The sequence below is a fragment of the Gracilimonas halophila genome, assembly GCF_042684365.1.
GTDB lineage: Bacteria > Bacteroidota > Rhodothermia > Balneolales > Balneolaceae > Gracilimonas > Gracilimonas halophila.
Map to the genome: position 1 here is coordinate 453,775 of NZ_JBHULI010000024.1, position 23,802 is coordinate 477,576.

Annotated in this window: 15 protein-coding genes; 13 read left to right on the top strand and 2 right to left on the bottom strand. The window is 40.6% G+C overall.

Annotated features, from left to right (window positions below; genetic code table 11):
* The first annotated feature begins 46 nt into the window (after window positions 1–46).
* The 13 genes from ACFSVN_RS08485 (at window position 47) to ACFSVN_RS08545 (ending at window position 21,646) form a co-directional block, all read left to right on the top strand.
* Window positions 47–3,685 (top strand): T9SS type A sorting domain-containing protein, encoded by a 3,639-nt coding sequence (locus tag ACFSVN_RS08485; protein WP_390300986.1) that lies wholly within the window; start codon window positions 47–49, stop codon window positions 3,683–3,685.
* 173 nt (window positions 3,686–3,858) lie between these two features.
* Window positions 3,859–11,346 (top strand): DUF2341 domain-containing protein, encoded by a 7,488-nt coding sequence (locus ACFSVN_RS08490; protein WP_390300988.1) that lies wholly within the window; start codon window positions 3,859–3,861, stop codon window positions 11,344–11,346.
* A gap of 276 nt (window positions 11,347–11,622) precedes the next feature.
* A complete protein-coding gene (locus ACFSVN_RS08495; RefSeq protein ID WP_390300990.1) occupies window positions 11,623–11,988 on the top strand; it encodes a hypothetical protein in 366 nt (121 codons plus the stop codon).
* Window positions 11,989–11,993: 5 nt separating this feature from the next.
* A complete protein-coding gene (locus ACFSVN_RS08500) occupies window positions 11,994–12,584 on the top strand; it encodes a hypothetical protein (RefSeq protein WP_390300992.1) in 591 nt (196 codons plus the stop codon).
* 27 nt (window positions 12,585–12,611) lie between these two features.
* A complete protein-coding gene (locus ACFSVN_RS08505) occupies window positions 12,612–13,244 on the top strand; it encodes a DUF4900 domain-containing protein (protein WP_390300994.1) in 633 nt (210 codons plus the stop codon).
* 84 nt (window positions 13,245–13,328) lie between these two features.
* Complete coding sequence (locus tag ACFSVN_RS08510) at window positions 13,329–13,934, top strand: hypothetical protein (protein WP_390300996.1); 606 nt, start codon at window positions 13,329–13,331, stop codon at window positions 13,932–13,934.
* 29 nt (window positions 13,935–13,963) lie between these two features.
* Window positions 13,964–14,350, top strand: coding sequence for a hypothetical protein (locus ACFSVN_RS08515; protein ID WP_390300998.1), 387 nt, complete (start codon window positions 13,964–13,966; stop codon window positions 14,348–14,350).
* A 283-nt stretch (window positions 14,351–14,633) separates the two neighbouring features.
* Window positions 14,634–15,137 carry a hypothetical protein gene (locus tag ACFSVN_RS08520; RefSeq protein WP_390301000.1) on the top strand — a complete coding sequence of 168 codons (504 nt, stop codon included), beginning with the start codon at window positions 14,634–14,636 and terminating at the stop codon, window positions 15,135–15,137.
* Entirely contained in the window at window positions 15,134–15,787 is a 654-nt protein-coding gene (locus tag ACFSVN_RS08525) for a hypothetical protein (protein WP_390301002.1), read from the top strand. The genes ACFSVN_RS08520 and ACFSVN_RS08525 overlap by 4 nt, the downstream gene beginning before the upstream one ends.
* A complete protein-coding gene (locus tag ACFSVN_RS08530) occupies window positions 15,780–16,307 on the top strand; it encodes a hypothetical protein (RefSeq protein ID WP_390301004.1) in 528 nt (175 codons plus the stop codon). The genes ACFSVN_RS08525 and ACFSVN_RS08530 overlap by 8 nt, the downstream gene beginning before the upstream one ends.
* A gap of 305 nt (window positions 16,308–16,612) precedes the next feature.
* Entirely contained in the window at window positions 16,613–17,143 is a 531-nt protein-coding gene (locus ACFSVN_RS08535) for a hypothetical protein (RefSeq protein ID WP_390301006.1), read from the top strand.
* Window positions 17,144–17,296: 153 nt separating this feature from the next.
* A complete protein-coding gene (locus ACFSVN_RS08540) occupies window positions 17,297–18,133 on the top strand; it encodes a fimbrial biogenesis chaperone (RefSeq protein WP_390301008.1) in 837 nt (278 codons plus the stop codon).
* The gene (locus ACFSVN_RS08545) at window positions 18,134–21,646 is read left to right on the top strand and encodes an SPOR domain-containing protein (RefSeq protein ID WP_390301010.1); all 3,513 of its coding nucleotides are present in this window, start codon (window positions 18,134–18,136) and stop codon (window positions 21,644–21,646) included.
* On the opposite strand, the gene rpoN is transcribed toward ACFSVN_RS08545, so the two are convergent.
* The gene (gene rpoN, locus ACFSVN_RS08550; protein WP_390301012.1) at window positions 21,643–23,151 is read right to left on the bottom strand and encodes an RNA polymerase factor sigma-54; all 1,509 of its coding nucleotides are present in this window, start codon (window positions 23,149–23,151) and stop codon (window positions 21,643–21,645) included. The two genes, ACFSVN_RS08545 and rpoN, sit on opposite strands and share 4 nt — an antisense overlap.
* Window positions 23,141–23,731 carry a DUF3109 family protein gene (locus ACFSVN_RS08555; RefSeq protein WP_390301015.1) on the bottom strand — a complete coding sequence of 197 codons (591 nt, stop codon included), beginning with the start codon at window positions 23,729–23,731 and terminating at the stop codon, window positions 23,141–23,143. Before ACFSVN_RS08555 ends, rpoN begins: the two co-directional genes overlap by 11 nt.
* Window positions 23,732–23,802: the final 71 nt, after the last annotated feature.

Here is a 23,802-nt window from a genome sequence, read left to right on the forward strand (position 1 = left end):
TAAATTGATCAAGCACGAGACAAGTCTACTTATTTTAATTTTATGTATGCTAATTTCAGGTATAGCCGGAATTGATGCATTTGCACAAACTACCACCTGGAATGGATCCGTTAACAGCGACTGGAATAATGCCTCTAACTGGAGTAATGGTGTGCCCGGCCCTGGCTACAGAGTCGTTATTACTAACTTTCCAAACAAGCCCATCCTCAACACTTCTGTAACCGTCAATTCTATTCAGCTGGGGAGTTACTATCCAGGGGCAGGTATTACCTATCTCACAGTTATATCCGGTGGAACTTTAACCGTTACGAATGAAATTGAGTTTAATGGAAACGGTGGTTCCCTGCATATTGATGGAGGAACCGTTAATCATACCGGAACATCAATGACCTTCGGATCAAATGTAAACAGGTATGTAGAAATGACAAGTGGCAATTTTACAACAAATGCCAACATTTCTCTAAATGGAGGAAATACAACACAGCCCGGGTTTTCTTTAGGAAATGGAACGGCTAATTTTAATGGTGATCTAACTGTTAGTAGCTCTAATAAAAGGTTTGACGCCGGTTCAGGAACAATTAATGTATCCGGGGATCTGACTGTTGGCCAAAGCTCAATCTTCAATTTAGGTACTGCTACTCTTACCGTTGACGGTACAACTACCGTAAATGGAGACTTTAATGGTGATGATGGAACGGCGATATTTGATGGTCCTGCCAATATCGTCAGTAATGGAGAGCTTAATCTTAATTCCGGGAATTTAGTTTTTAATTCAACTTTAGATGTAGAGGGAAACGCATATGCTTATCTGGGTTCCGGAACCGTGGATATCAACAGTGATGTGCAAGTTCAAAGCTCTGGTTATTTTTATGTTCAGGATGCAACCGTAAATATTAATGGTAACGCTGACTTCTCAAGCAATGGGAATCTCTTTGTGGATTCCGGGACTATAAATGTAGCTGGTAATGCTTCGGTGACAAGCGGTGGTTCCATGTCGCTTGGAAGTGGTAATTTAGCGCTCTCCGGTGATTTTGAAGTGAGTGGGGGCAGTGATTTTGATGCGGAATCGAGTACGGTAACTTTTAGTGGAGACAGTACTCAAACGGTTACTACAAATGGTAATAATATTACTTTTAATAATGTTGTAGTAGACTCAGGCGCTACTTTTCAAACAGATGGAGATTCAGAAAATGTAGTTACAATAGAGGGAGACCTGACTGTTAACGAAGGAGGTTCCGTAAATGTACAAGACGATGACCAATTAGATATTCAGGGAGAAGTGAATGGAGATGGTTCAGATAATGTAACGAGTCCTGACCCATTTGCCGTCTCAGCTGTCGCCACCGATGTTAACACGGTATTTATCACCTTTAACAAAGCAATGGTTGAATCATTTGCTGAGAATGTTTCCAATTATGACATTGAAAGGGTAAGTAATTCCAGCTCCGTAACTGTAAACAGTGCTACATTGAATACCGGTGGGAACAGCCGGCAGGTAACACTTTCCATAGCTGCTATTCTTGAGGATGTGGAATACCGGATCATTATGAATAACCTGGAAAGTACTGATGGTGGAGAATTATCCAACAACCACATCAAGAGATTTACCAAAGTTGGCCCCATTACTTTTTACAGCGTTACTTCAGGGAACTGGGCTACCGCAAGTACCTGGTCCAAAACCGGCCACTCCGGAACACCTTCTACTTCCGATCACCCCGGCAATACAAATAATGCAACCGTTATCATAGGCGATGGCGATCTGGTGACGATCTCAAGTTCTAACAGCATCGAAAATCAAACAGCGGTACAAGTAAAGTCAGGAGCTATTCTTCGTGTAGGAAGCGGTGGGGTTTTAACTACCGGGATAAAAACCATTACCGGGAACGGTACATTTGAAGTTACCACAGGAACCCTCAGAATCGGTTCACCGGCCGGAATTAACGCATCAGGTGCATCAGGAAACATTCAAACCACAACCCGTGCATTCAGCACTTCAGGCAGTTATACTTACAATGGTACCGTTGGGCAAAATACAGGAAGCGGTTTGCCGGAAACAGTCCAAAATTTGGCGATATCAAATAGCTCCGGAGCAACCTTATCAACCAATAATATTCGGGTCAATGGCACACTCTTTTTAACAAGTGGCACTTTCAGTATTGGTTCCGGAAAGAATTTGATCGCAAATACCAAGTCTATTGGGAGCGGCAACCTTAAAATTGAACGAACCATAACCGGTTCCAATGGATGGCGATTACTTTCCTCACCAATCAACACAGATTTCAATGATCTTTTTGACAAAACCGTGACACAGGGTTTTACAGGAGCCTATTACAGTACAGGGTCAAACCCCGGAGATACATTACAACCTAATGTCCTTTTTTATGATGAGACCTATCCCGGTACTGATAATCAACGATGGAGAGCCCCTTCTAATGCATCAAACACCATCAGTGAGGGAGTTGGATTATTCACCTATATCTTTGGGGATATTGATACTGACCCGAACTACAATGATGTTTTTCCACTACCATTGACCCTGGATGTTCAAGGCCAGGAAAATGAAGGACCTGTTGATCTAGGTGTTACTTTTACAGCTTCAGCCGATTCCAGATGGAACTTGGTTGGGAATCCCTATGCTGCTACTATCGATTGGGATGATCCTACTTCTTGGACCAAAACAAACATTGATCAAACTATTTATATCTGGGACTATGACAGCAATCAATTTTTAACGTGGAACGGCTCAACCGGAGATTTAGGCAGCGGTTTAATAGCACCATTTCAGGGATTCTGGGTCAAGGCAAACTCATCCCCCGCTTCTTTAGTAGTTAATGAAAGTGCTAAAACAACCGGAGGTGCCTATGTCGGTAAAACAAACTCATCGGGCAAGCATAGTCACCCCATGTTCTCAGTAAAAATAGTGGACGAAGATAATCGTGAGGTTTCTGCACATTTTATGTTTTCTGAAAACGCAAAAATTGGGAAGGATCCATTAGATGGATATCGATTAAATCCATTTTCAGGTATCAACAATTACATAGAATTATCCTCATTTTCATCCAGCGGCGAGAAATATTCAATCAATAATCTGCCTCGTAACTTTGGTATTCCAATTGAAATTCCGTTGCAGGTTGAGGCATTCGAAGAGGGGTATTCTGTTTCTAAGAATATGTATCTAAAGCTGCAAAATATGGACAATATCCCGGAAGGCTGGACTATTACCTTAATTGATAAAAAAGAGAATAGTGAAGTAAGCCTTAGAGATCAGCCTTCCTATATCTTTAGCCATCAGGGCGTCAAAGGAAAAGCAGCCACAAATAAAAGCAAGGGATCACTTCCTAAAATTCAAAGTAAAACAAATCCGGAAAACACCCGGTTTGTATTAAGAATTGATCCCGGTTCAGATGCTAATGAGCTCCCCTCGGATTTTACCCTTGAACAAAATTATCCAAACCCTTTTAATCCTACTACAAGAATTCAATTTGATCTTCCGCTTCAGAGCTATACCGAACTCTCCATTTTTGATATCCTTGGCCGCAAGGTAGCAACTCTTGTTGATTCTGAATTACAAGCCGGGACCCACACTTTTACATGGGATGCCAGCCGCGTTTCGAGTGGAGTTTATTTATATCGGCTGGTAACGAAGAACGGGGTTTTTACTAAAAAAATGACGCTGATTAAATAATGCTTATTTCCTTCTTATAGATTATTTTCATACGGGTTAGAAATGGCTAATTATTCCCAAGTTTAGATATCCAATAACTATATTTGCCTCCAAACTCAGCCTAACCCGAAAGTGTGAAAATCATCCACAGCGCACATATTGGACTATTGACCCTGCTAATAGCACTAATTAGTGTGGAAACTCTTTCCGCACAGGTGCCGGGTTATGACCTGCGTAAAAAATTTGCTGTAGATAATGCTCAGGTTTCCGGCTCTGGAAATCTGACTGATTTTCCGGTACTTATCTCCCTCACTGACAATGATTTAAGATCAACAGGTAACGGTGGAGATGTTGAAAGCCCAAACGGATACGATATTGTTTTTACCTCCGCAGATGGTTCTACTGTTTTAGACCATGAGTTGGAATCATACAATGCTACTACAGGAGAGATCTTATTCTGGGTTCGCTTCCCCACCTTAAGTGCCACTGCTGATACTGAGTTCTTCATTTATTACGGTAATACAAGCCAAACAACGGACCAATCTGTTAATACAACATGGGATTCAGGTTATCAAATGGTTTTACACCTTGGTGCGGATTTATCCGATGCAACAAATAATGGAAATAACGGAACCACAAGCGGAACCAGTGTAGTACCCGGATTAATAGGTGATGGACGTGATTTTAATGCGGGAAATGGAAACGACATTATAAGTATCGCTGACGATCCCACTCTAAATATCACCGGGGATATCACTATCTCATTTTGGATGAACGGATCTAACTTAAATACGGTGGGCCCGGATCTTGTTACTAAAGGAGCTTATAACAGTTCCTATGCTGCTTATTATTTCAACAACATTACTTTTAATGACGATGGCACCGCTTTTGATGGAAGTGCTTTGAATGATGGGACGAATTATTACCTGACGTTCACGAATTCAACTACAAACGGAAGAGCCATTTATATTGATGGTGCCGTTGATGCCACAAATGGCACCCCATTTAATTTTACCAACAATGGAGATCCTCTGACACTATCAAGTTCAGGCTTCCAATTTGACGGCTTGATGGATGAGGTACGGATCTCCAATGTCGCCCGCTCTGCAGACTGGATTGCTACAGAGTATAATAATCAAAATGCGCCGGGAAGTTTTATTTCTGAAATTCCGGATCCACCTGTACTCGCTGATATTGAATCCACTCCTCAGAGTTTCTTTGCAGGAGGTTCTTCAGTTTTTGTCACCTCTTTGATAACGGTTGATCATCCTTTCACTACTACTCTTTCGGGTGCAGAAATTCAAATCACCGGAAATTATATTGCTTCTGAGGATGTACTCAACTTCACCGATCAGAATGGAATTACGGGAACCTGGAACTCAGGTACCGGCATTTTATCACTTACAGGGTCGGCCACCATAGCCCAATACCAGGCAGCTCTGCGGGATGTTACTTATAACAATACGAACGGATCAAGTCCAGACCAGAGTACCAGAACTATTTCTTTTACAGTTAATGATGGCTCGAATGACAGTAATATCATTACAAGAGATATTAACATCATAACCACACTATCGGATCTATCCACAGATATTGCCAATCCTGTTTTTCATTTTGACGCTCAGGATGTCAACGGAGACCTGGCTTCTAATCAGCCTGCTGACGGAACGAATATAGCAACTTGGGGTGACCATTCAGACAACGCCGTTGGCTCGGGTACAGATCTTTCATTCTCAGGAACCGGAGGAGAACAGCCAACCTATAACTCCTCATATTTTGGAACAAGAAACGGCATTATTTTTAATGGATCAGGAAACCAATTAAACCGGGCGAGTAATGCTTTACTGAACACCAGTAATTTCACTGAAAAATCATTTGCTATCGTATTCCGAACAGGAGCTACAACTGCAGGACTTCAAGTGGTATACGAACAAGGCGGCGGTGCGAATGGATACCAGATATCTGTGAAAGACGGAAATGCCTATGCATATGCCTGGAGTACAAATAACAGTTGGACTGATGGAGATGAATCAATTGATCTTGGGGCGGTTCAAGCGAATGAGAGTTATATAGTAATAGCAAGTCATAATGCCAGTTCGGGCACCTGGCAAGCCAGTATGAATGGAGCAGCTGTACAGGTTAGTGGTCAAACAGCCGGCACTATGAATAGCCATAATGGAGGGCCTGTAATAGGGGCCGAAGATGGTACAAGGGACCCGGTTACTTTTGGAAATAACCCTGGTGGAACAAATAATTTTGATGGATTGATCGGTGAATTCGCCTCATGGAATACTAGTTTAAATGGAGGACAAATTGCCAGTATATACGATTATCTATGTGATAAATGGTGTAATGAACCTCCTGTTCTATCTTCTATTGAAGGTATTAATATTGATTACTCGGAAGGTGATCCACCTATCTCTCTTACTTCATCTATTACTGTTTCTGATCCTGATGACACCAATTTGGAGGGGGCTACTGTAACCATTTCTTCCAATTTTGTGGGTTCTGAGGATGTGTTAGACTTCACACCTGTTGGAAACATCAGCGGAAGTTATAATTCTACAACAGGTATTTTAACACTTTCCGGAGATGATTCTCCCGCAAACTATCAGACAGCCTTACGTTCAGTCACCTATGAGAACACAAATACCGTAAATCCATCAACTGCTATCAGAACCATAGATTTTGAAGTGGAAGATTGGGACGATGTAAGTAATACGGCTTCACGAAGTGTGAATGTAATCGCAATAAACAGTACCCCTTCCCTTTCAGGTATTTCCGGTCCAGCCCTGACTTATAACGAAGGAAGTGGAGCTGTAGATGGCAGTGTAGCTTTTACAGTATCCATCACAGATAATGATGATACAAATATGGAAAGTGCTATTATTGCCATAACCAATAATTATACCCTCGGAGAAGACGAATTAGGGTTCTCCAATCAGCTTGGAATTACAGGGAGCTGGAATGCCACAACCGGAACTTTAACACTTACCGGTTCTGCATCAAAAGCTGATTACGCTACTGCACTTGAAGCTGTAACCTATGAAAACCTCAGTGCCGATCCTGTAGAGATAACCCGAACTATCTCATTTACAGTGAATGATGGAGCCAGTAACAGTAACACAGAATCCAGAGATTTGGATGTAATTGCTACCAATTCAGCCCCGGTACTAACCAATATTGAATCCTCGGCTCTAAATTATGATAATGCGTCTATAGAGATAACATCTACCCTACAGGTTTCAGACCCTGATGACACACAAATTGACAGCGCATTTGTAATCATTACCGATAATTTTAAGCCTTTGGAGGATGAACTCCTTTATTCTGAGATCTTTGGAATTACCGGGAATTTTGATGACCAAACCGGACGGCTCAAGTTGCAGGGAACTACCTCATTAAGCGATTATGAAACAGCCATTCGAACTGTTGAATACTCAAACTTTGCCTCCATCCCAACCGGCCCGGAAAGGGAAATAAGTTTTATTGCTCATGATGGAGAGCTTGCAAGTGATACACTAAAACGGATCATTGAAGTTAACGCCGTAGAGGCCATTAATGGCCTTCAGGTTTGGCTCAGAGCCGATGCAGGAGTTATCACCAGCGGAAGCGAAGTAGTAACCTGGCAGGATCAAAGTGGCAATGGAAACGATTATACAGGAACCGCAGATGGAGGAACCCGTCCATCCTATGTTGGCAGCTCTACACCACTCAATAACCAACCTTCAATAAATTTTGCGGGAGACGGTGACCATTTTGTTGACAGTGACGGTGAAAACTATATCAATGGATCTACTGAATTCACCATTTTCATGGTTTTGAAGTCAGATCAGACAAATACTGACCGGGGTTTATTTATTGCTGAAACACCTTCAACCCAAGACAAGACATTAACAATCCGTTATGATGCTGCAGGTGGAAATAACGGAGGGGCTTTTACGAATGTAGTTAAAACGGGGATACTTGGGGATGACGCAGATAATCAACTGGAAAGTTTTTCTGATATTCAAACTACGAATGGACAGATTATCAGTTATCAGTGGCAAAGTGGAAATACGTATGATATTTTTATAGATGGAATTTTAAATAACCCTTCTTCAGCAGGTCCTCCTCCGGTTGGAACCATCAATACGGCAACAACTTCCATTGTGGGTAAGGGAGGTAAAGATTCTCCTGATTCCAATAACCAAAGCTGGGATGGTCAAATAGCTGAATTCATATATTATGGCCGCCTTCTCTCTCAATCCGAACGTGAGAATGTTGAAGATTATCTTTCCGAGAAATATACCCTTTCCATTCGAAAAATTACTGCTGCTGAGAATGGAGAAAACATCTCAGCTGATGATGCAAATTCTACCTATACATCACTTACAGGCCCGATTATCAAAGAAGGTTTTGCCGGAGAGCTAGCAGCCAGTGGTACATTTGTATTAAATGCTCCTACAGGTTTTGAGTGGAATATAGGTGCAATACCTTCAGTAACCACCTCCGCAGTATATGGTGGTACCTCTACCCTTGATGTATCATACACAAGCATCACTTCCTCCCAAGTCACTTTTACCGTAAATACATCGTCCACCTCTAATCCCGGTGAGATCGATATTAGCGGGCTGGAGATTCGCCCAACAACAGGAACATTGCCCAATACCGGAAACATCACCAATTCCGGGACTACAGGACTTGGTGGAGGAACCAATTATGGCTCTCTGTCTATGGTAGCAGGTGCTTTGGATAGCTTGGTAATTACTCAGCAACCATCAGCTACAAATGTGAATACAGATATTACCCCAGCTGTACGTGTGCAACTCACTGATCAGTTTGGAAACAGTGTCAAGCAATCGGGAGTCTCGATCGATATGTCTTTAACTTCAGGAACAGGATCATTATCAGGTACTACCACTCGATTAACAAACTCGCTGGGTATTGCAGATTTTTCTGACCTTCAGGTAGATGATGTGGGCACCAAACAACTGACGGCCACCAGTACCGGTCTCGATGATGCCGTTAGCAACAATTTTAACATTGTGAATGCGGGAGTTTTAACAGGATTTAAAGTTGAGCGAGTACCTTCCGGGAACATTAGTCCAAAAGTAGCCGGACAAAATTTCAACATAAAAATTACAGCCATTGACGGCTCAGGCACTACTGTCACTACTTTTACAGGGACTACAGTTGTTACTTCTTCGTGCTCAATAGGAACCGGACAGGGAACAACCTCAAGCTTCAGTTCAGGGGTACTCTCATCCCATACAATTAGTATCACAAGTGTTGGGAGTTGTACCATTACAGCAACCAACTCATCAGGTTCAGAAACAGGTATAAGTAATTCATTCCTTGTATCTGCGGGAGCTCCCAGTGAGTCTGAAACAATAATATCGGCCTCTCCTTCTGTAATTTTAAATGATGGAGCCAGTACTTCAACAATTACCGTTCAAGCCAAAGATGCTTTTGGAAATAATGTAACAACCGGTGGGGCAACAGTTGTATTAAGCACTGATGAAGGCTCAATTGGAAGTGTAACTGATAATTCAAACGGCACTTACTCAGCTACACTCACTTCTTCAACCGGAACGGTTGTCGCAACCATTACCGGTACGCTGAATGGGAATAGCATCACCGACAATGCTTTAGTGGAGTTTGCATCTTTTAGTCATATTTGGGAAAGTCAATTGGGCTCGGTTGCGGTCGCTTCAAATTATTTTGATCCTGATAATTGGAACGTTGGTTCCATCCCCAATGCTTCCTCAGTTGTCCTTATACCTGCCAGTCCTGCTGTTGGTAATGAATTTCCTGTAGTAAATATCACCGATACCGAAATTGCGGGTTTATCTATCGAATCCAGTGCTCAGCTTAATGTATCCGGTGGAGTTAACTTCATAGTCTCAGGAGATGTAACCGGAAATGGAGAAATGCTTGGAAGTAATAATGACTCCCTAACCATTGGTGGAGATCTGAATATCCCGAATTTCACTCTGGGGAATGTCATTTTTAATGGCAATACGGATCAAACCATTGAGAGTCCTTTTTCTTTTGTAAACCTGGAAGTTGATAACCCGGGTACAGTGGATATCACACATAATTTTACGGTTACCGGTACTCTTACGCTTACCGATGGGGAATTACTTGTACCCAGCGGAATAAATCTAATAGCCAACGATCAGGTATATGGTACAGGTGTACTCCGTTTTCAAAGAAAAATATCTGGAGTGAGAGGCTGGCGAATGCTTGCATCACCGGTTAGCTCTACTATTGGTGACTTCCTTGACGGCACCTTAACTCAAGGTTATACCGGAGCTTCTTACAGTACTGGTTCAAATCCGGGAGACACACTTCAGCCAAACGTAATGTGGTACCTGGAAAATTATGATATTAATGAAGAAGGTTTGCCGGCTACTGACAATGACCGGCTAAGAGCCCCTTCCAATGTCACTAACTCATTATCTCCCGGACGTGGTTACTGGGTTTACTTCTTTGGTGATATCCCTGCTGACCCACTCTACAACAACCCTCTACCGGACACACTTGATGTAGCCGGACAAGAATTTGGTTCAGCAGCAACTGAAGTAGATTTCGGGGTTACTTACACTCCTGCAGCTGACTCAGGATGGAACTTTGTAGGAAATCCATTCGGAGCAGCAATAAACTGGAATAATGCGCCTAACTGGACTAAAACAAACATTGAATCGACCATCTACATTTGGGATCCTGCAGCCAACAGTGGAAATGGTGAATTTCTTACCTGGAATGGTTCAACAGGATCATTAGGTAGTGGGTTCATCCCTCCTTTTCAGGGATTTTGGGTAAAAGCAAATGGCCCCTCGCCTGAGTTAAAGGTCATGAAAACTGCGAAAACCACAGGCGGTAATTTCCTTCGAAAAGAATCTGAATCCCCGCAAATGAAGGTAAGTCCTCCCGTTCTTCAGTTAATGGCAGAAGGAAACGACCTGAAGAAAACAACCCATATCATGCTCAGTGAGTCTGGGCTTGTGGAAAAAGACGGCCTGGATGGGCTTCGATTAGTACCATTCTCACAATCACATATTGAACTCTATTCTACAATAAGAAACGGAACAGAGCTGGCAATTAACAATTTACCCAAGCAATTTGAACATCGGTTAAATATCCCTATCCATTTTGAGGCTTTTAAGAATGGCAGAACAGCTTCGGGGTCTTATACACTTAGTTGGCCGGGAATGCGTAATATCCCTGAAAATTGGATAATTTTACTTATTGATCACGAAGAACAGAAAGAGATCAACCTCAATGAGCAGAATACCTATACATTCAACTATAATTCAAATAGTCGAATAAAAACTTCTACACCTACTACAGGTGCTCCGGTCAAATCCAAAACTCTGAAATTGGGTCGTTTTACTATAAGATTTACGACTTCAGAGATAGAAGCCGATATACCGGAAGTAAGTTACCTGGATAATAATTACCCCAACCCATTTAATCCCCAGACCACTATTCCTTTTGGTTTGGAATCAGAAGCGGATGTGACACTTGAGATCTTTGATATTCTTGGAAGAAAAGTACAAACCTTGATCTCAGAACGGTTACCGGCAGGGCAGCACCGAGCAGTATTCAGAGGAAACCAACTTGCCAGCGGTGTCTATTTCTACCGGCTGTCTACCGACGAATTCACTTTTATCAAAAAGCTTACCCTTATTAAGTAGTTCTAGCTCCCAATAGACTAATATTCAATAAGTTAGAACTACCAGTCTCTCCGGATGGGTACAAATATTTTAAAAATTTAATTAGATATTAGGCTAAATATTTAAAAATTGTAGAGGTCAATTTGTAACATAGTTCGTTGCAGATAGTCTTTAAGTTGACAGTTATATAAACAAAGAGGGATCTTTAACATGGCTGATTATTCGGAAATTATATTTTTGACTGCTGCAATACTGATTTTTGGCACGTTGTCAATCAATACTTCGCAGAGTTTCCATATGACATCGGACACCATGATCCGTTCCGAACTTGAATACCGGGCTCTTGCCATTGCACAGGATGAGATCGATGCGATCAGGTGGATTCAAGCAAGGTCAAAAAATGGGCCTGTTTTTCCTTATGATCCATTCGATCCTGATAATGATAATTTTATATATGATGACAATCCTGATACACGAGTAATCCAATATGGTAGTGAAAATCAGTATTCAGAAACTTTTGAGATCAATCGTACAGCTGAATTACTTGAAGAAACTTCTGATCAAAGGAGGTACCTTATTACAATTACCATAAGAAATGAAAGATTATCTCCTCCTCTGAACGTTGCTCTGGACTTTGTTAGAACCTTAACCTTTGAATACTAAAAGATATGCATTACAGTCTTATTACAACTTTTCTGATTGGTGGGCTAATGTTGCTTTCTCTGTTAGCATTCAATATAAGCTTATCGACAACTACACAGGAAACTACTCTTTCTGCTATCAACCAGTTTAGTAGTGATGATATAGCACAGGTCTTATCAAACGATTTTAAAAGAATAGGATTTAATGATGATAACGAAGACCAAACATTCGAAGAACCTGTTTTAGCAACCAGTGATGACACTGAAATTGAATTTACAATTAATACAACAGGAAGCACCATCCGATGGTATGCTGATTCCACAAGCTCAGTACCTTCAACAACCAACCCTGACGATTTCTACTTGTATAGGGAAGAGGACGGTACCATCACCTCTTATTTCCCGGTTGTATTTTTTGAAATAAAATACCTGTTTTACGATAATGCGAGCAGACAATGGATAGAAACTCCGGATCCTGAAAATGCCAAAAGATTTGAAGTAGAATTTATGCTGGAGTCCGGGGAATCAATACGGCAAAAAGAAATTACCGGTGCTGAATACCATCGTACAGCCTGGAAAAGAACATTCACGCCTCATAATATCAATAAACCATGGTAACCAAGGGAGGGCACAATGGGTAGATCAATGTTAATCTTAGTATGCGGATTTGTGATCATATCCGGTATTATTCAACTTAACAACGCCAATAGGGCAAATATGCTTCCAGAGCGAGTGGTTGATCAATATAATGAACATCAAGCCAGAAATGTAGCCTCAAGCCTTGTAGATGATGCCATAAATAAGCTCTTATTGGATATGGAATGGGAAGGCACGATCACAACGGATGAGCATTATGAAGGTACCGGAACATTAACAACCGGACCCGACCCTGCTGATCCTCTAAATGAATATAAAGCACTGCTTACAAGTACCGGGAATTTTGGTGGATATACTGCTGAAACACAAGTATTGATGAACCGTGATTCATTTTCAAAGTACTCCTATTTCACAGATGAAGAAAAACTTCCGGGAGGACAAAATATCTGGTGGTGGAATGATGATGAGGTACGCGGCCCGGTTCACACCAACGGTACGTTCAGAATGTCAGGTTCTCCAACCTTTCACGGATTCGTAACCAGTCCGAATGATTGGATAGGTTATACCGGAGATGAGGACAGTAATGATCCAGATATGCGCCACGGCAGTGACACTCCCAATTTCAACAACGGTTCAAACTTCAACTTAAATAGAACTAAAGAATTGCCGGGAGCAGCATAAATTGCTGAGTTAGAAACTTTATCAAGTTCAGGCGGGATTAATATCAATCCCTCTGGTAGCAACCATGCAACACTGGAATTTTATGTGGACGCAGGAGAAGGATATGTCAGGCATGAGGAAACTGAAACTCTTTCTTGTGGGTGGAACTGTTCCTACGAAAATGTTATCTCAACAACCGAACATAAATTATCAGATTATAACGGTGTGATAAGTGTTGATGGACTCACAAAAGTAAAAGGAACCGTTAAAGGTCAGGTAACCCTGCACTCTTCTGAAAAAATAGAAATTATGGGTGATATCTTATATGACTCAAACCCACTTGATGTTGGAAGCACATCTACCGATATGATCGGTATGGTAAGTGAAGGTGATGTTGTGGTTGACCGATATGCTCATGAAGATAACGGGAGTTCCGACCTAACGATTCAAGCTTCTATCATGGCTCTTGGTACATCTTTTGAAGTTGAAAATTATAGCTCAGGAAGCCCCAGGGGAACACTTAATTTAGTGGGAGGAATTGTCCAGAAAAACCGGGGAGCAGTTGGAACATTCAACAGCTATGGTGTAGCATCAGGCTATACAAAGAATTACGTTTATGATGAAAGACTAATGCATACGGTCCCTCCTTTTTACCCAAGGGAAAGTGTCTTTTCAATTGTCTACTGGAAAGATCTGCCAATAGAAAAATAAATTATACTTAAAAAAATATACTGGTGACAATGAAAACAATTCTCGCACTCTTATTATTATTTTCCATTCCCTTAATTTCTGTTAATGCTCAAACAACCGTTGTATTCAATGTAGATATGAGAGCTGCCATACAAGACAGCACCTTTATCCCTGATCAGGATTATGTGCAAATTAAAGGTAACCTATACCCTCTTGGTTTAAGATCAGGTACCAGAATGAGAGACGAAGCTCCCATTGACAGTGTATATTCGGTTGAAGTACGGTTTTCCAGACAGCACTCCAACAAAAGATTGAGCTTCAACTTTGAGATCGTTAAACCCAATAATAAACTTTCAGAACAAGGGCCAAGATCAATACTGCTGAATGATGAAAATATTAATATCCAGCCCCTGGGTTTTAACTCTTTTGCTTTTTAAGCTATCGTAGCTTCTTGTCTTCTTTATTGAACCTAAATTTTCTTAAAGCGGTTTTAGTTTTTTCAGTCATATGATTTCTTTATCCATTTCAGAAACTGAATTTTCTTGACCAATCCGGGCTCCTCCTTTAGTCGTATCTTATACTACATCTGAAGAAGAACTTTGCAAAAAGTCAGAAGGAGTTACAAAGCTCTAATTAAAAATTATTAACTGGTAATAATGTCGGTCAACCCAGACCTTTAATCATTGAAATACCAGTTGCAGCAACCTCAAAATCAGTTTCATGCGCTATTACCCGCTCACAATATTATTTCTACTCTTCACCTATGGAACTGTATTGGCTCAAAATCAGGAAAGCAATATTTCCGCACAAGTAAATGTTAATGCGGAAGTAATACAATCCATTGAGCTTATTAAAGTTCAGTCAATGCAGTTTGGAAATACACAACCAGGGCAGCGTCTGATTTATGTTAACCCAATTAATGATCTGAATGCGGGTTATATGATCGCTGTTGGCACACCCGATGCTGAGTTCAGATTAAATTATTTACCAGAAAGAGAACTTACCCAGATTGATGGTGAGGGAAGCCTTACTTTTGAATATGAGATCTCGGGTAATGATGTGGAAGATCAGGCAACATCTGAACTACTGGAACTAGAAAACAGGAATATTCGGTTCAATAGCGAAGGAAGATACTACATTTGGGTTGGCGGACGTGTTAATCTGGAAAATGCCGCGCCCGGTAATTATGAAGGTGACTTCACAATAGAAATAGATTATATATGATCCTTAGATCACATAGAACCACAACCTATTCCAGACCTTTCTTTATGAAGGGCTATCGGTGTTCTGTGTTATTGTTATTAATTGCATTCCTTTCTTTTATGAACGGGGTGAACCTTCGTGCCCAGGAAATAGATTTTGGTGATTTCAGCAGTAAGTATGCTGTTACCCTTTCTGAGTTAAACCCTGCTCAAGATCTCGAATTTGGATTGACTATTCAGAATGAAGGGCTTAAATCTATTGATCTCCAAAACTCTAAAGTATTGATGATAGAAGGTGTAAAGTATCTAGATGTGATTGTTGATATAACCGCAGACAATTATCTCTTTCTTGATTCCGATGTGGCCTGCAATGGCTCCAATACAAATTGTATTCCTTTTACATTACAGGCTGCTTATGCCAACCGGGGAAATAACAATACCAATCAAGCTGTGCTGATGCAGACTGCCTCTAATGTGGCAAGTGCTCAGTTTCCAATACTAGCCAGGGGAAACCGACCTCCGGGACCGCCACCTACCCCTGTATATGAAGGGTACAATCCGGCCATATTTAATGAAACTGCTTACTTATATATCTACGGCTCTTTAAATGTTGGAAATGTAAATGCAGGAAGCTACACCGGCAATATTACTGTGACCGTAACTTATGATTAATGCTATCCGGTATATCGGTTTTTTCTTCCTCTTAGGGAGTATCACCTCTCCCCTTAATGCTCAGTTCATCAACCTTCAACTTAAGGTTGAACCGGAACTCAGTGCCACCGTTGAACAAAATTTAGATTTTGGAACCCAGGTTACAAATTCCGGGCGAACAACAGTACAGCTCGGAGATGTTAATATGGGTGTTTTTAGTATCAGAGCTTTTCATACTCAAAACCTATATATATCGCTACAATATCCAGATCAGTTGACCAATGAAGATCCGGGAATAGAGAATCAGATCCCTCTTGAACTTGATATGGCCTACAACAATCAAGATACAAACGATGCTACAAACGCAAACCTCTTAGATGCCAACAGAGGGCTTGTATCCATCCACGAAAGAACCCAGGCAGAATTTGATCAGGAGATCTGGAAAGAAATGTATATCTATGTTTTTGGTGCTATTGACGTTGGTAACATCCCAAATGGGGTCTATACTGCTGATATCATTCTTACTATTGACTACGATTGACGAACGGTTCCGAACTCCTCTTTTAAAGCCCTTCTTCAAAGAACAACCGATAAAACCTTCCTCTTTTAACAATCGGGAAATCCAACATCTTCTAATTTTGGCTGTAGCATTAAAGAACTCTAAACTTAAATCACGATTTCATTAAGTATCTTTTAAGTAATAAATCATCATCTACAACCAAGTAAATAAGATTTCAGTAATAAGGTTAGGACGTTTTAATTAAGAGTATCTAATTGGACAGCAAACTAATCTTCTCTAATTTTCTCGTAGAAATTAAACAACCGAAAAAAATAAATCTCACGATTATGAAAACTCTTAAAACCCTTTTATCCGTATTTGCAATAGCCGCTGTTTTTTCAACCGGCGCTATGGCTCAGGAAACTGCAGAAGTTCCCGTAACAGCTAATGTAGAAGCTGCTCTAAGCTTAACACCTACTGCTATTGCGTTAGGTACAATTCAGCAAGCAACCTCTACCATTGATGCAAACACTAACGATACAGCAACTGAAACTAACCTTGGAGCTGGCGCTTCAGCTGGTTCTCTGCAAATAGTAGGATCAGCAGGTGTTGATGTGTCTGTATCATGGACCAATGCAACACTAGATAATGCAGATAATACAGATCCAATTACATTCACACCTTCCGTTTATAATGGAAGTTCATCTGTTTCTTCAGGTGGTACCGTAACATTACCTGGTCCTGATCTCAGTGGTACCGTAACATTAAATGGTGATATCACCCTTGATGTTGGTGGTACACTTGCTTCACCAAGTGGAACCGGTTCTTATTCTACTGCTAACGGATCAGCAATTACATTTACTGTTCAGTACAATTAATTGGATAATTAAAGTTTGTCAAAGCCATGAAGCTAATCTTTCATGGCTTTTTTTTTATCCAACCATCAAATGAACAGGTTCAATAATAAATCATAACAGTTTGAAACTTTTTAGTTAAGTTTTAAAAACTTTATGATTTAATGTTTAAACAATATGAAACGATCTCTTAATTCCATATTTCTATTCCTAAGCCTACTTACTTGTTCAGTGCATGCACAGGTTACCATAGCTCCCACTAACTTGTTTTTAGATAATCAAACAAGATTCGGCACTTACATGGTGATTAATGGATCCAATACTCCTCAGGAAATTTCTATAGAGTTCTTTTTTGGGTATTCTGAAACAGATATAAACGGGGAGCGAATAAATATTACAGATAACCAAGAAATTGAAGCTTCTCACTCTGTTGCTGAAAGTATCCGCGCATTCCCTCAAAATTTCATTCTTCAGCCAGGTCAAAGGCAAATCGTTAGGTTACGAATAAATGCCCCAAATAATTCACAGGATGGGACTTTTTGGTCAAGGATTAAAACCACTTCCACCCCGGAAAGTCCGCCGGTAGAAATTGGATCTGATGATAATGTTACTGCCCGCGTAGGAATTAACATCGAACAGATCACAGGATTGTTTTATAAGAGTGGTGAAGTAACTACCGGTATCGAAGTTGAGGGTATAAAAACTTCTTTTCCGGATGGAAATGAAGATCAATTGGTAGTACTTACTGATTACCAAAGAACCGGCAATTCTCCTTTTTTGGGCTCCATAACTACTACCCTGCAAAATCAAAATGGAGAAATTTTAGCTCAAGGTTTTCGTTCTACAACTTTATTTTTTGACGGAACACAAAAGGAAGAATTAGATATTTCAGGACTTAGTCCCGGTAAATACACCGTTCAGGTTCATTTTGAAACCCGCCGAAGCGATATATCTTCCACTGACTTAGTCCAGATGGAACCCGTAACAGCAACTACCACAGTAACTATTCCATAGGTGAACAAAGGTTGTCTGCAAGTAATATCACTTTTATTCCTGTTTATATTTTGTGCTGGAAGTTTTCAAACCTCTCTTCTTGCTCAAGATAATACCGGAGATGAATTCGAGGTTTATCTCGATTTTCGCCATCGTGGTGTAGTTAATTCCGTCGTCATTTCTTACTACAAAGACGATGAATTTTACCTTCCTGTTTCTGAGCTTTTCTCTCTCTTTAATATTGAGCATACCGTTAATGGCTTAGTTGTTGAAGGCCGGTTTGGGGTTGCCCAAACTCCCTACCGTTTGGATCTGCAAGGTAATCGCATACGTTTTGGGGATAGAACCATTGATATTAATGTCGATGATTACCTGATCAAGGAACTCGATTTCTACCTTCGTGCCGACCTATTCTACGAAGCTTTTGAATTGGACTTCACCATAGACTTCAACAACCTGACCTTAAACCTGGAAACAGATCAGGAACTCCCTGCTATTGAACAAGCCATTCGAAGACAGCGCCGTCAAGTAGCTGATCGAAACAGGCTGATGCAAGAGGAATATGATGTGCGATATGGCAGAGAGCGACCTTTCTTAGATGGCGGCTTTGTGGATTATAATCTGTCTTCTAATTTAAATTCCAGTCAAAATGTATATAACTATAACAGCAATTTAGGAATTCAGTTATATGGCGGAGATCTGCAAGGCTCCCTTTTTGGCAGTTACTCTGATAATTTCAGCAGTTTTGCTACGGATAACCTTCGCTGGCGATATATGTATCGGGATCAAAATTGGTTAACTAAATTAACGATCGGGCAAACTACGACCGATGGCTTTGCACGTAACGCTTATACCGGTATCAGACTAAGTAATGAGCCTATTGAACCCCGAAGACTATTTGATGAATTCGAAGTGCAGGGCAACACCATACCTCAATCGGAAGTGGAGCTTTTTCTTAATAATGCTCTTATTGATTTTCAGCAAGCTGACGAATTAGGTAATTATCGATTCCTAACCCCTATTACATATGGGTCTTCACAACTTGATCTTAGGATCTATGGTCCAACAGGACAGATCATCGAACGTTCAAGCAGAATACAAGTCCCATTTACTTTTCAACCTGAAGGTGTTTTCAACTATACCATAAATGCAGGTCGTTTAGACAACCCTCTTTTTGGAAGTACTGAACAAAACCTGACAGCTCAGGGTACCGGAGCATATGGAATAACGAATTGGCTGACAGCTAAGGCCGGTGTGGAATACTATGATGATATTCATAATGAATTACCTACTTTTACCGGTTCCCTGTCTTCAAGGATCATGAGTAACTACATTCTTACTTTAGAAGCTGCTTCAGATGCTTATTATCGAGGCGTATTGAATGCTATATACCCCAATTCCGCAAATATTAATGTAGATTATACCGATTTTACCAGCAGAATCGGTATATATAATCCATCTAATGATGACAAACGATTAGTCGCCAGTATATTTTATCCATTTAAGTTTGGGAGCTTACCTTTTAATCTCCGGGCTTCTACTTTCTCCAGAATTCGGCCAACCAATTCAACTACTACCTTCCGGGTCGATGCTAACTCACGCCTTGGTAAATTAAATGTCAGATTAGGTTACAGTGATCGGTTTTTAGATGAAATTGATCTTTTAAACCCCAGCTCCTCAGCTTACTTCGAAGGCTCTGCTACTTATAATATTTCTCGTAATCGTAATGTCCCAGCCTATTTGCGTGGCGTATTTTTGCGAACCTCCCTGCGTTATCAGCCTGATATTGATGAGATCGAATCTGTAGAGTTTTTGGTATCTCGGAATGTGCTCAACAAAGGCCGTCTTCAGTTTTCCTATGGCCGAAATTTTTTCCGGGAGTTCAACTCTATTCGCTTTAGCCTTATAATAGATTTTGACAAGTTCCGCACCAGCTCAACTTTTAACCAAATTCAGGGCAATGGCAATTTCACCCAGAATATCCGCGGATCTGTAGGTTACGATACAAATTATAATAATTTCCTTTTTACAAGCCGTGATCAGGTTGGAAGATCTGGAACCGCAATTCGACTTTTTGTCGACAATAATGCGGATGGGGCCTATGATGACGGTGATGAAGCAATTACAGAAAATGCAGTGCGTGTACAGCGTTCAGGAGCTCAGGCAATTCAAAAAAATGGAGTTCTTTACTACACTCAAATGAACTCTTATTACCATTACAACATGGAAATGAATAAATCGGCTATCAGAAACCCGATGCTTGTTCCTGAGTTCGAAAATTTTGGACTGATAACCGATCCCAACCGTTTCAAAAAAGTCGAGATTCCATTTTATATGTCAGGGGTAGTTGAAGGCTTGGTTCAACGGCTTTATGCAGAAGATAGAAGGTCAGGAATTGGAGGCTTAAAACTTTCTCTGGAAGGTAAAAACAATAATTTTAGTGAAGAGTTAAGAACGTTTTCTGATGGTGGTTTCTATTCTTACGAAGTTCCACCGGGTGAATATCTTCTGTCTGTTGATCAGGGGAACCTGGATCAATTGAAAGTAAAGTCTGTTCCTGAAGAAATAGAATTTGAAGTAGAGGCACTTCCTGAGGGTGATTTTGTGGAGGGGATCTCTTTCTTGTTAGTTCCTAATGATTATGAAGAACCTGAGGAAATTACCTCAAATAATATTGGTATCAACCAAACAGCAAATACCGGTGGAGGGCTTTCAATAGACTATAACATCCAGGTAGATAGTCTTCAGATCAATACCTGTCGCTATGGCATTCAGCTGGGAGCCTATTCTACAGATGCCGCAGCTAAAAGAATCGTAAAAAGCTATAGCAGTCAGGCAGATTCTTATGTTGTATATAACGTACCCAGAAGGCTCTATGCCGTACGGACTGGACTTTATCAGGTACTGAGTCAGGCTTCTAATGCTACGCTTAATATCAACGAAAACTATCCGGATGCAGCAGTACTGAATCAATGTTATGGAACCATTGCCTCTAATTATTCGCCCGGCAAAATGCGTTATGATCTTCAGTTTGGAGCTTTTACAAATCCAAACAGAGCCGAGACTTATTTAAACCAGCTTAAAGATCGATATAAGCTGAATGTTCATCAGGTTAGGGATGAAAATTCGAAGCTGTATAAGATCAAACTCGGTCCTTTCGATACTGAGAATGATGCAAAGCAAAAGCTCATTGATATTCTTCAAACCACCAACATTCCGGATCTATTCATTTCTGAAGAAGAACTTCCAGCCTCAATGATCAATGTTGACTTTGAGTTTATCCTTCAGCTTGGTGAATTTGAGACCACAAGACAAGCAATGCTGTATGCCATAAGAATTGAAGAAGAATTTGGTTTCAGGTCTAAGATTCTGGTAGATGAGCAGGAGAATATAATCCTCGTTGCAGAATCAATGTTCACAAACTGGGATCGGGTAAATCAACTCAAAGATGAGATAGAAGAAAATTCATCCTTTAAAGTCCCTGTTGTTCATTTGTTGGAAAGCAGGATCGGAAATGAACTTAACTATGACTAAATAACCTGTTTACGCATTCGTGCAACAGGCTCATTCAGCTGTTCCCGGTACTTGCTTACGGTTCTTCGCGCCACTTTAAAACCCTTTTCATTTAACCGATCTGTTAGCTCCTGATCGCTAAGCGGTTTCCTTTTATTCTCATTGTCGATCATGTCTTGAAGTATATTTTTAACTTCTCTGTTTGAAACCTCCTCCCCACTTTCGGTTTCAAGGCCTTCGTTGAAAAAATACTTTAACTCAAATACTCCAAAATGGGTTTGAACATACTTTCCATTCACAACCCTTGATACTGTGGATATGTCCATACCGATACGCTCTGCCACATCTTTTAGGATCATCGGTTTTAAGCCTTCTCCATACTTGAAAAACTCTTCCTGAAGTGCCACTATCGTCTTCATAATGTTCATCAACGTATTCTGCCGCTGGCGTATAGATTCGATAAACCATTGAGCCGAATCGATCTTACTCTTCATGAACGTCCGTGTTTCCGTATCTGTATTCTTCTTTTTCTTGGCCTTGATCTCCTCCCACATTTGCTTGTATTCAGGAGATATTCGCAAAGAAGGAGAATTACGCTGATTCAGATTGATAACATATTCACCGCGTGTAGCCTTCCCTTCATTGGCGCCCTTCCAATACACCTCAAAATCGGGCTCAATGTAGTTCTGCGTTTCCTCTATGCCACTGGCTACAGCTCCGGGCTTGGGGTCCATATGACGTATAGTTTCAAATGCTTCCTGCAGTTCTTCACGGCTGATATTAAATTTCTGGAGTAATTTATTAAAGTGCTTTTTCTCAAAAGCCTTCCAGCCATCACGTACAATTTTAATTGCCAGCTCCCTTCCGGGTAATTTTTTATCCGAAGCTTCAAGTTGCACAAGAATACAGTCTTGAAGATCTGTTGAAGCAATACCAATCGGTTCCAACTGCTGGATCTCTTTTCGGACTTTATCAACGGTCTCCTGGTCTACCAAGACCCCTTGATTGAAAGCAATGTTATCTACAACCGCTTCAAGTTCTCTTCTGAAATATCCGTCCTCATCCAAAGAACCAAGTATCTGATCAGCGATCAGGGCTTCTTCATCTGAAAAATCAAGCAGGTTTACCTGATCTTCAAGTTGTTCAAGAAAAGAAGCTTGATAAGGATTTGGTAACTCTTTCCATTCTTCAATATCCGGATTGAATGACGTGCTGAAATTTTCTCCGTCATATTCAGTATTTGTTTCAAATTCATCCCACTCAACTTCGTGCTCTTCCAAACTTTCAAGAGCTTCTTCTTTCTCCTCTTTTACTTCCTCTTCTGTTTCAGATAGACTTACGGTCTCATATTCATTTGGGTCTGCTTCTTCCAAAACAGGATTTACTTCCATCTCTTCTTTTATACGCTGTTCCAGCGCAATGGTAGGCAGTTGTAGCAGCTTGATATACTGTAACTGCTGGGGAGACAGTTTTTGCTGAAGGCTTTGCTGCTGTTTCTGATTTAAATTTTGCTGATTACGTAGCATCCGTCTTTTTTAACCTGATCTCTTTACAGGATTCAATAAATTCTGCAAACCACTCCTCTCCATATCTGCGAACTAACGGTTTCTCTAAGAACTCTGCAAGATGAATATTCTCCTTTTCTGCCTTTTCGCATGCAACGGAGCAAAGTTTCGGAACATACTCAAAATTGGCATAATCAAACCCGGCGATCCGTTTTAACCGAACTGGAAATAAATGGCAACTTATAGGTTTTTCCCATTTAAATCTGCCTTCAAAATAAGCTCTCTGAATAGCACAATACGCTATTTCATTCTCATCATACTTTACAAAAATACACTCTTGTTCGTTTACTGTAGCAATTTCATAGCCTGCTTTTTCTGAACCTACGACAACACCTTCGCTCTCTGCAACCTTCACTGAATCTGTTCTAAGTTCATCCTTTAGCAGTTTGTATGCCTTATGGAGTACCGGGATCTCGTTCTTTGAAACAGGTGCTCCTGCATCGCCTACCACACAACAAGCCCCTTTGCATCTTGGAAGATCACATGCAAACTTGGCTGTGGCTATATCGTCAGATAGAATTGTATTTTTAACTTTGAACATGAATCAAGATAAGAATCAGTGAGACATATTTCGATGAAAGAAGGTTTATTTTTATGATTTCTGAATTCCCT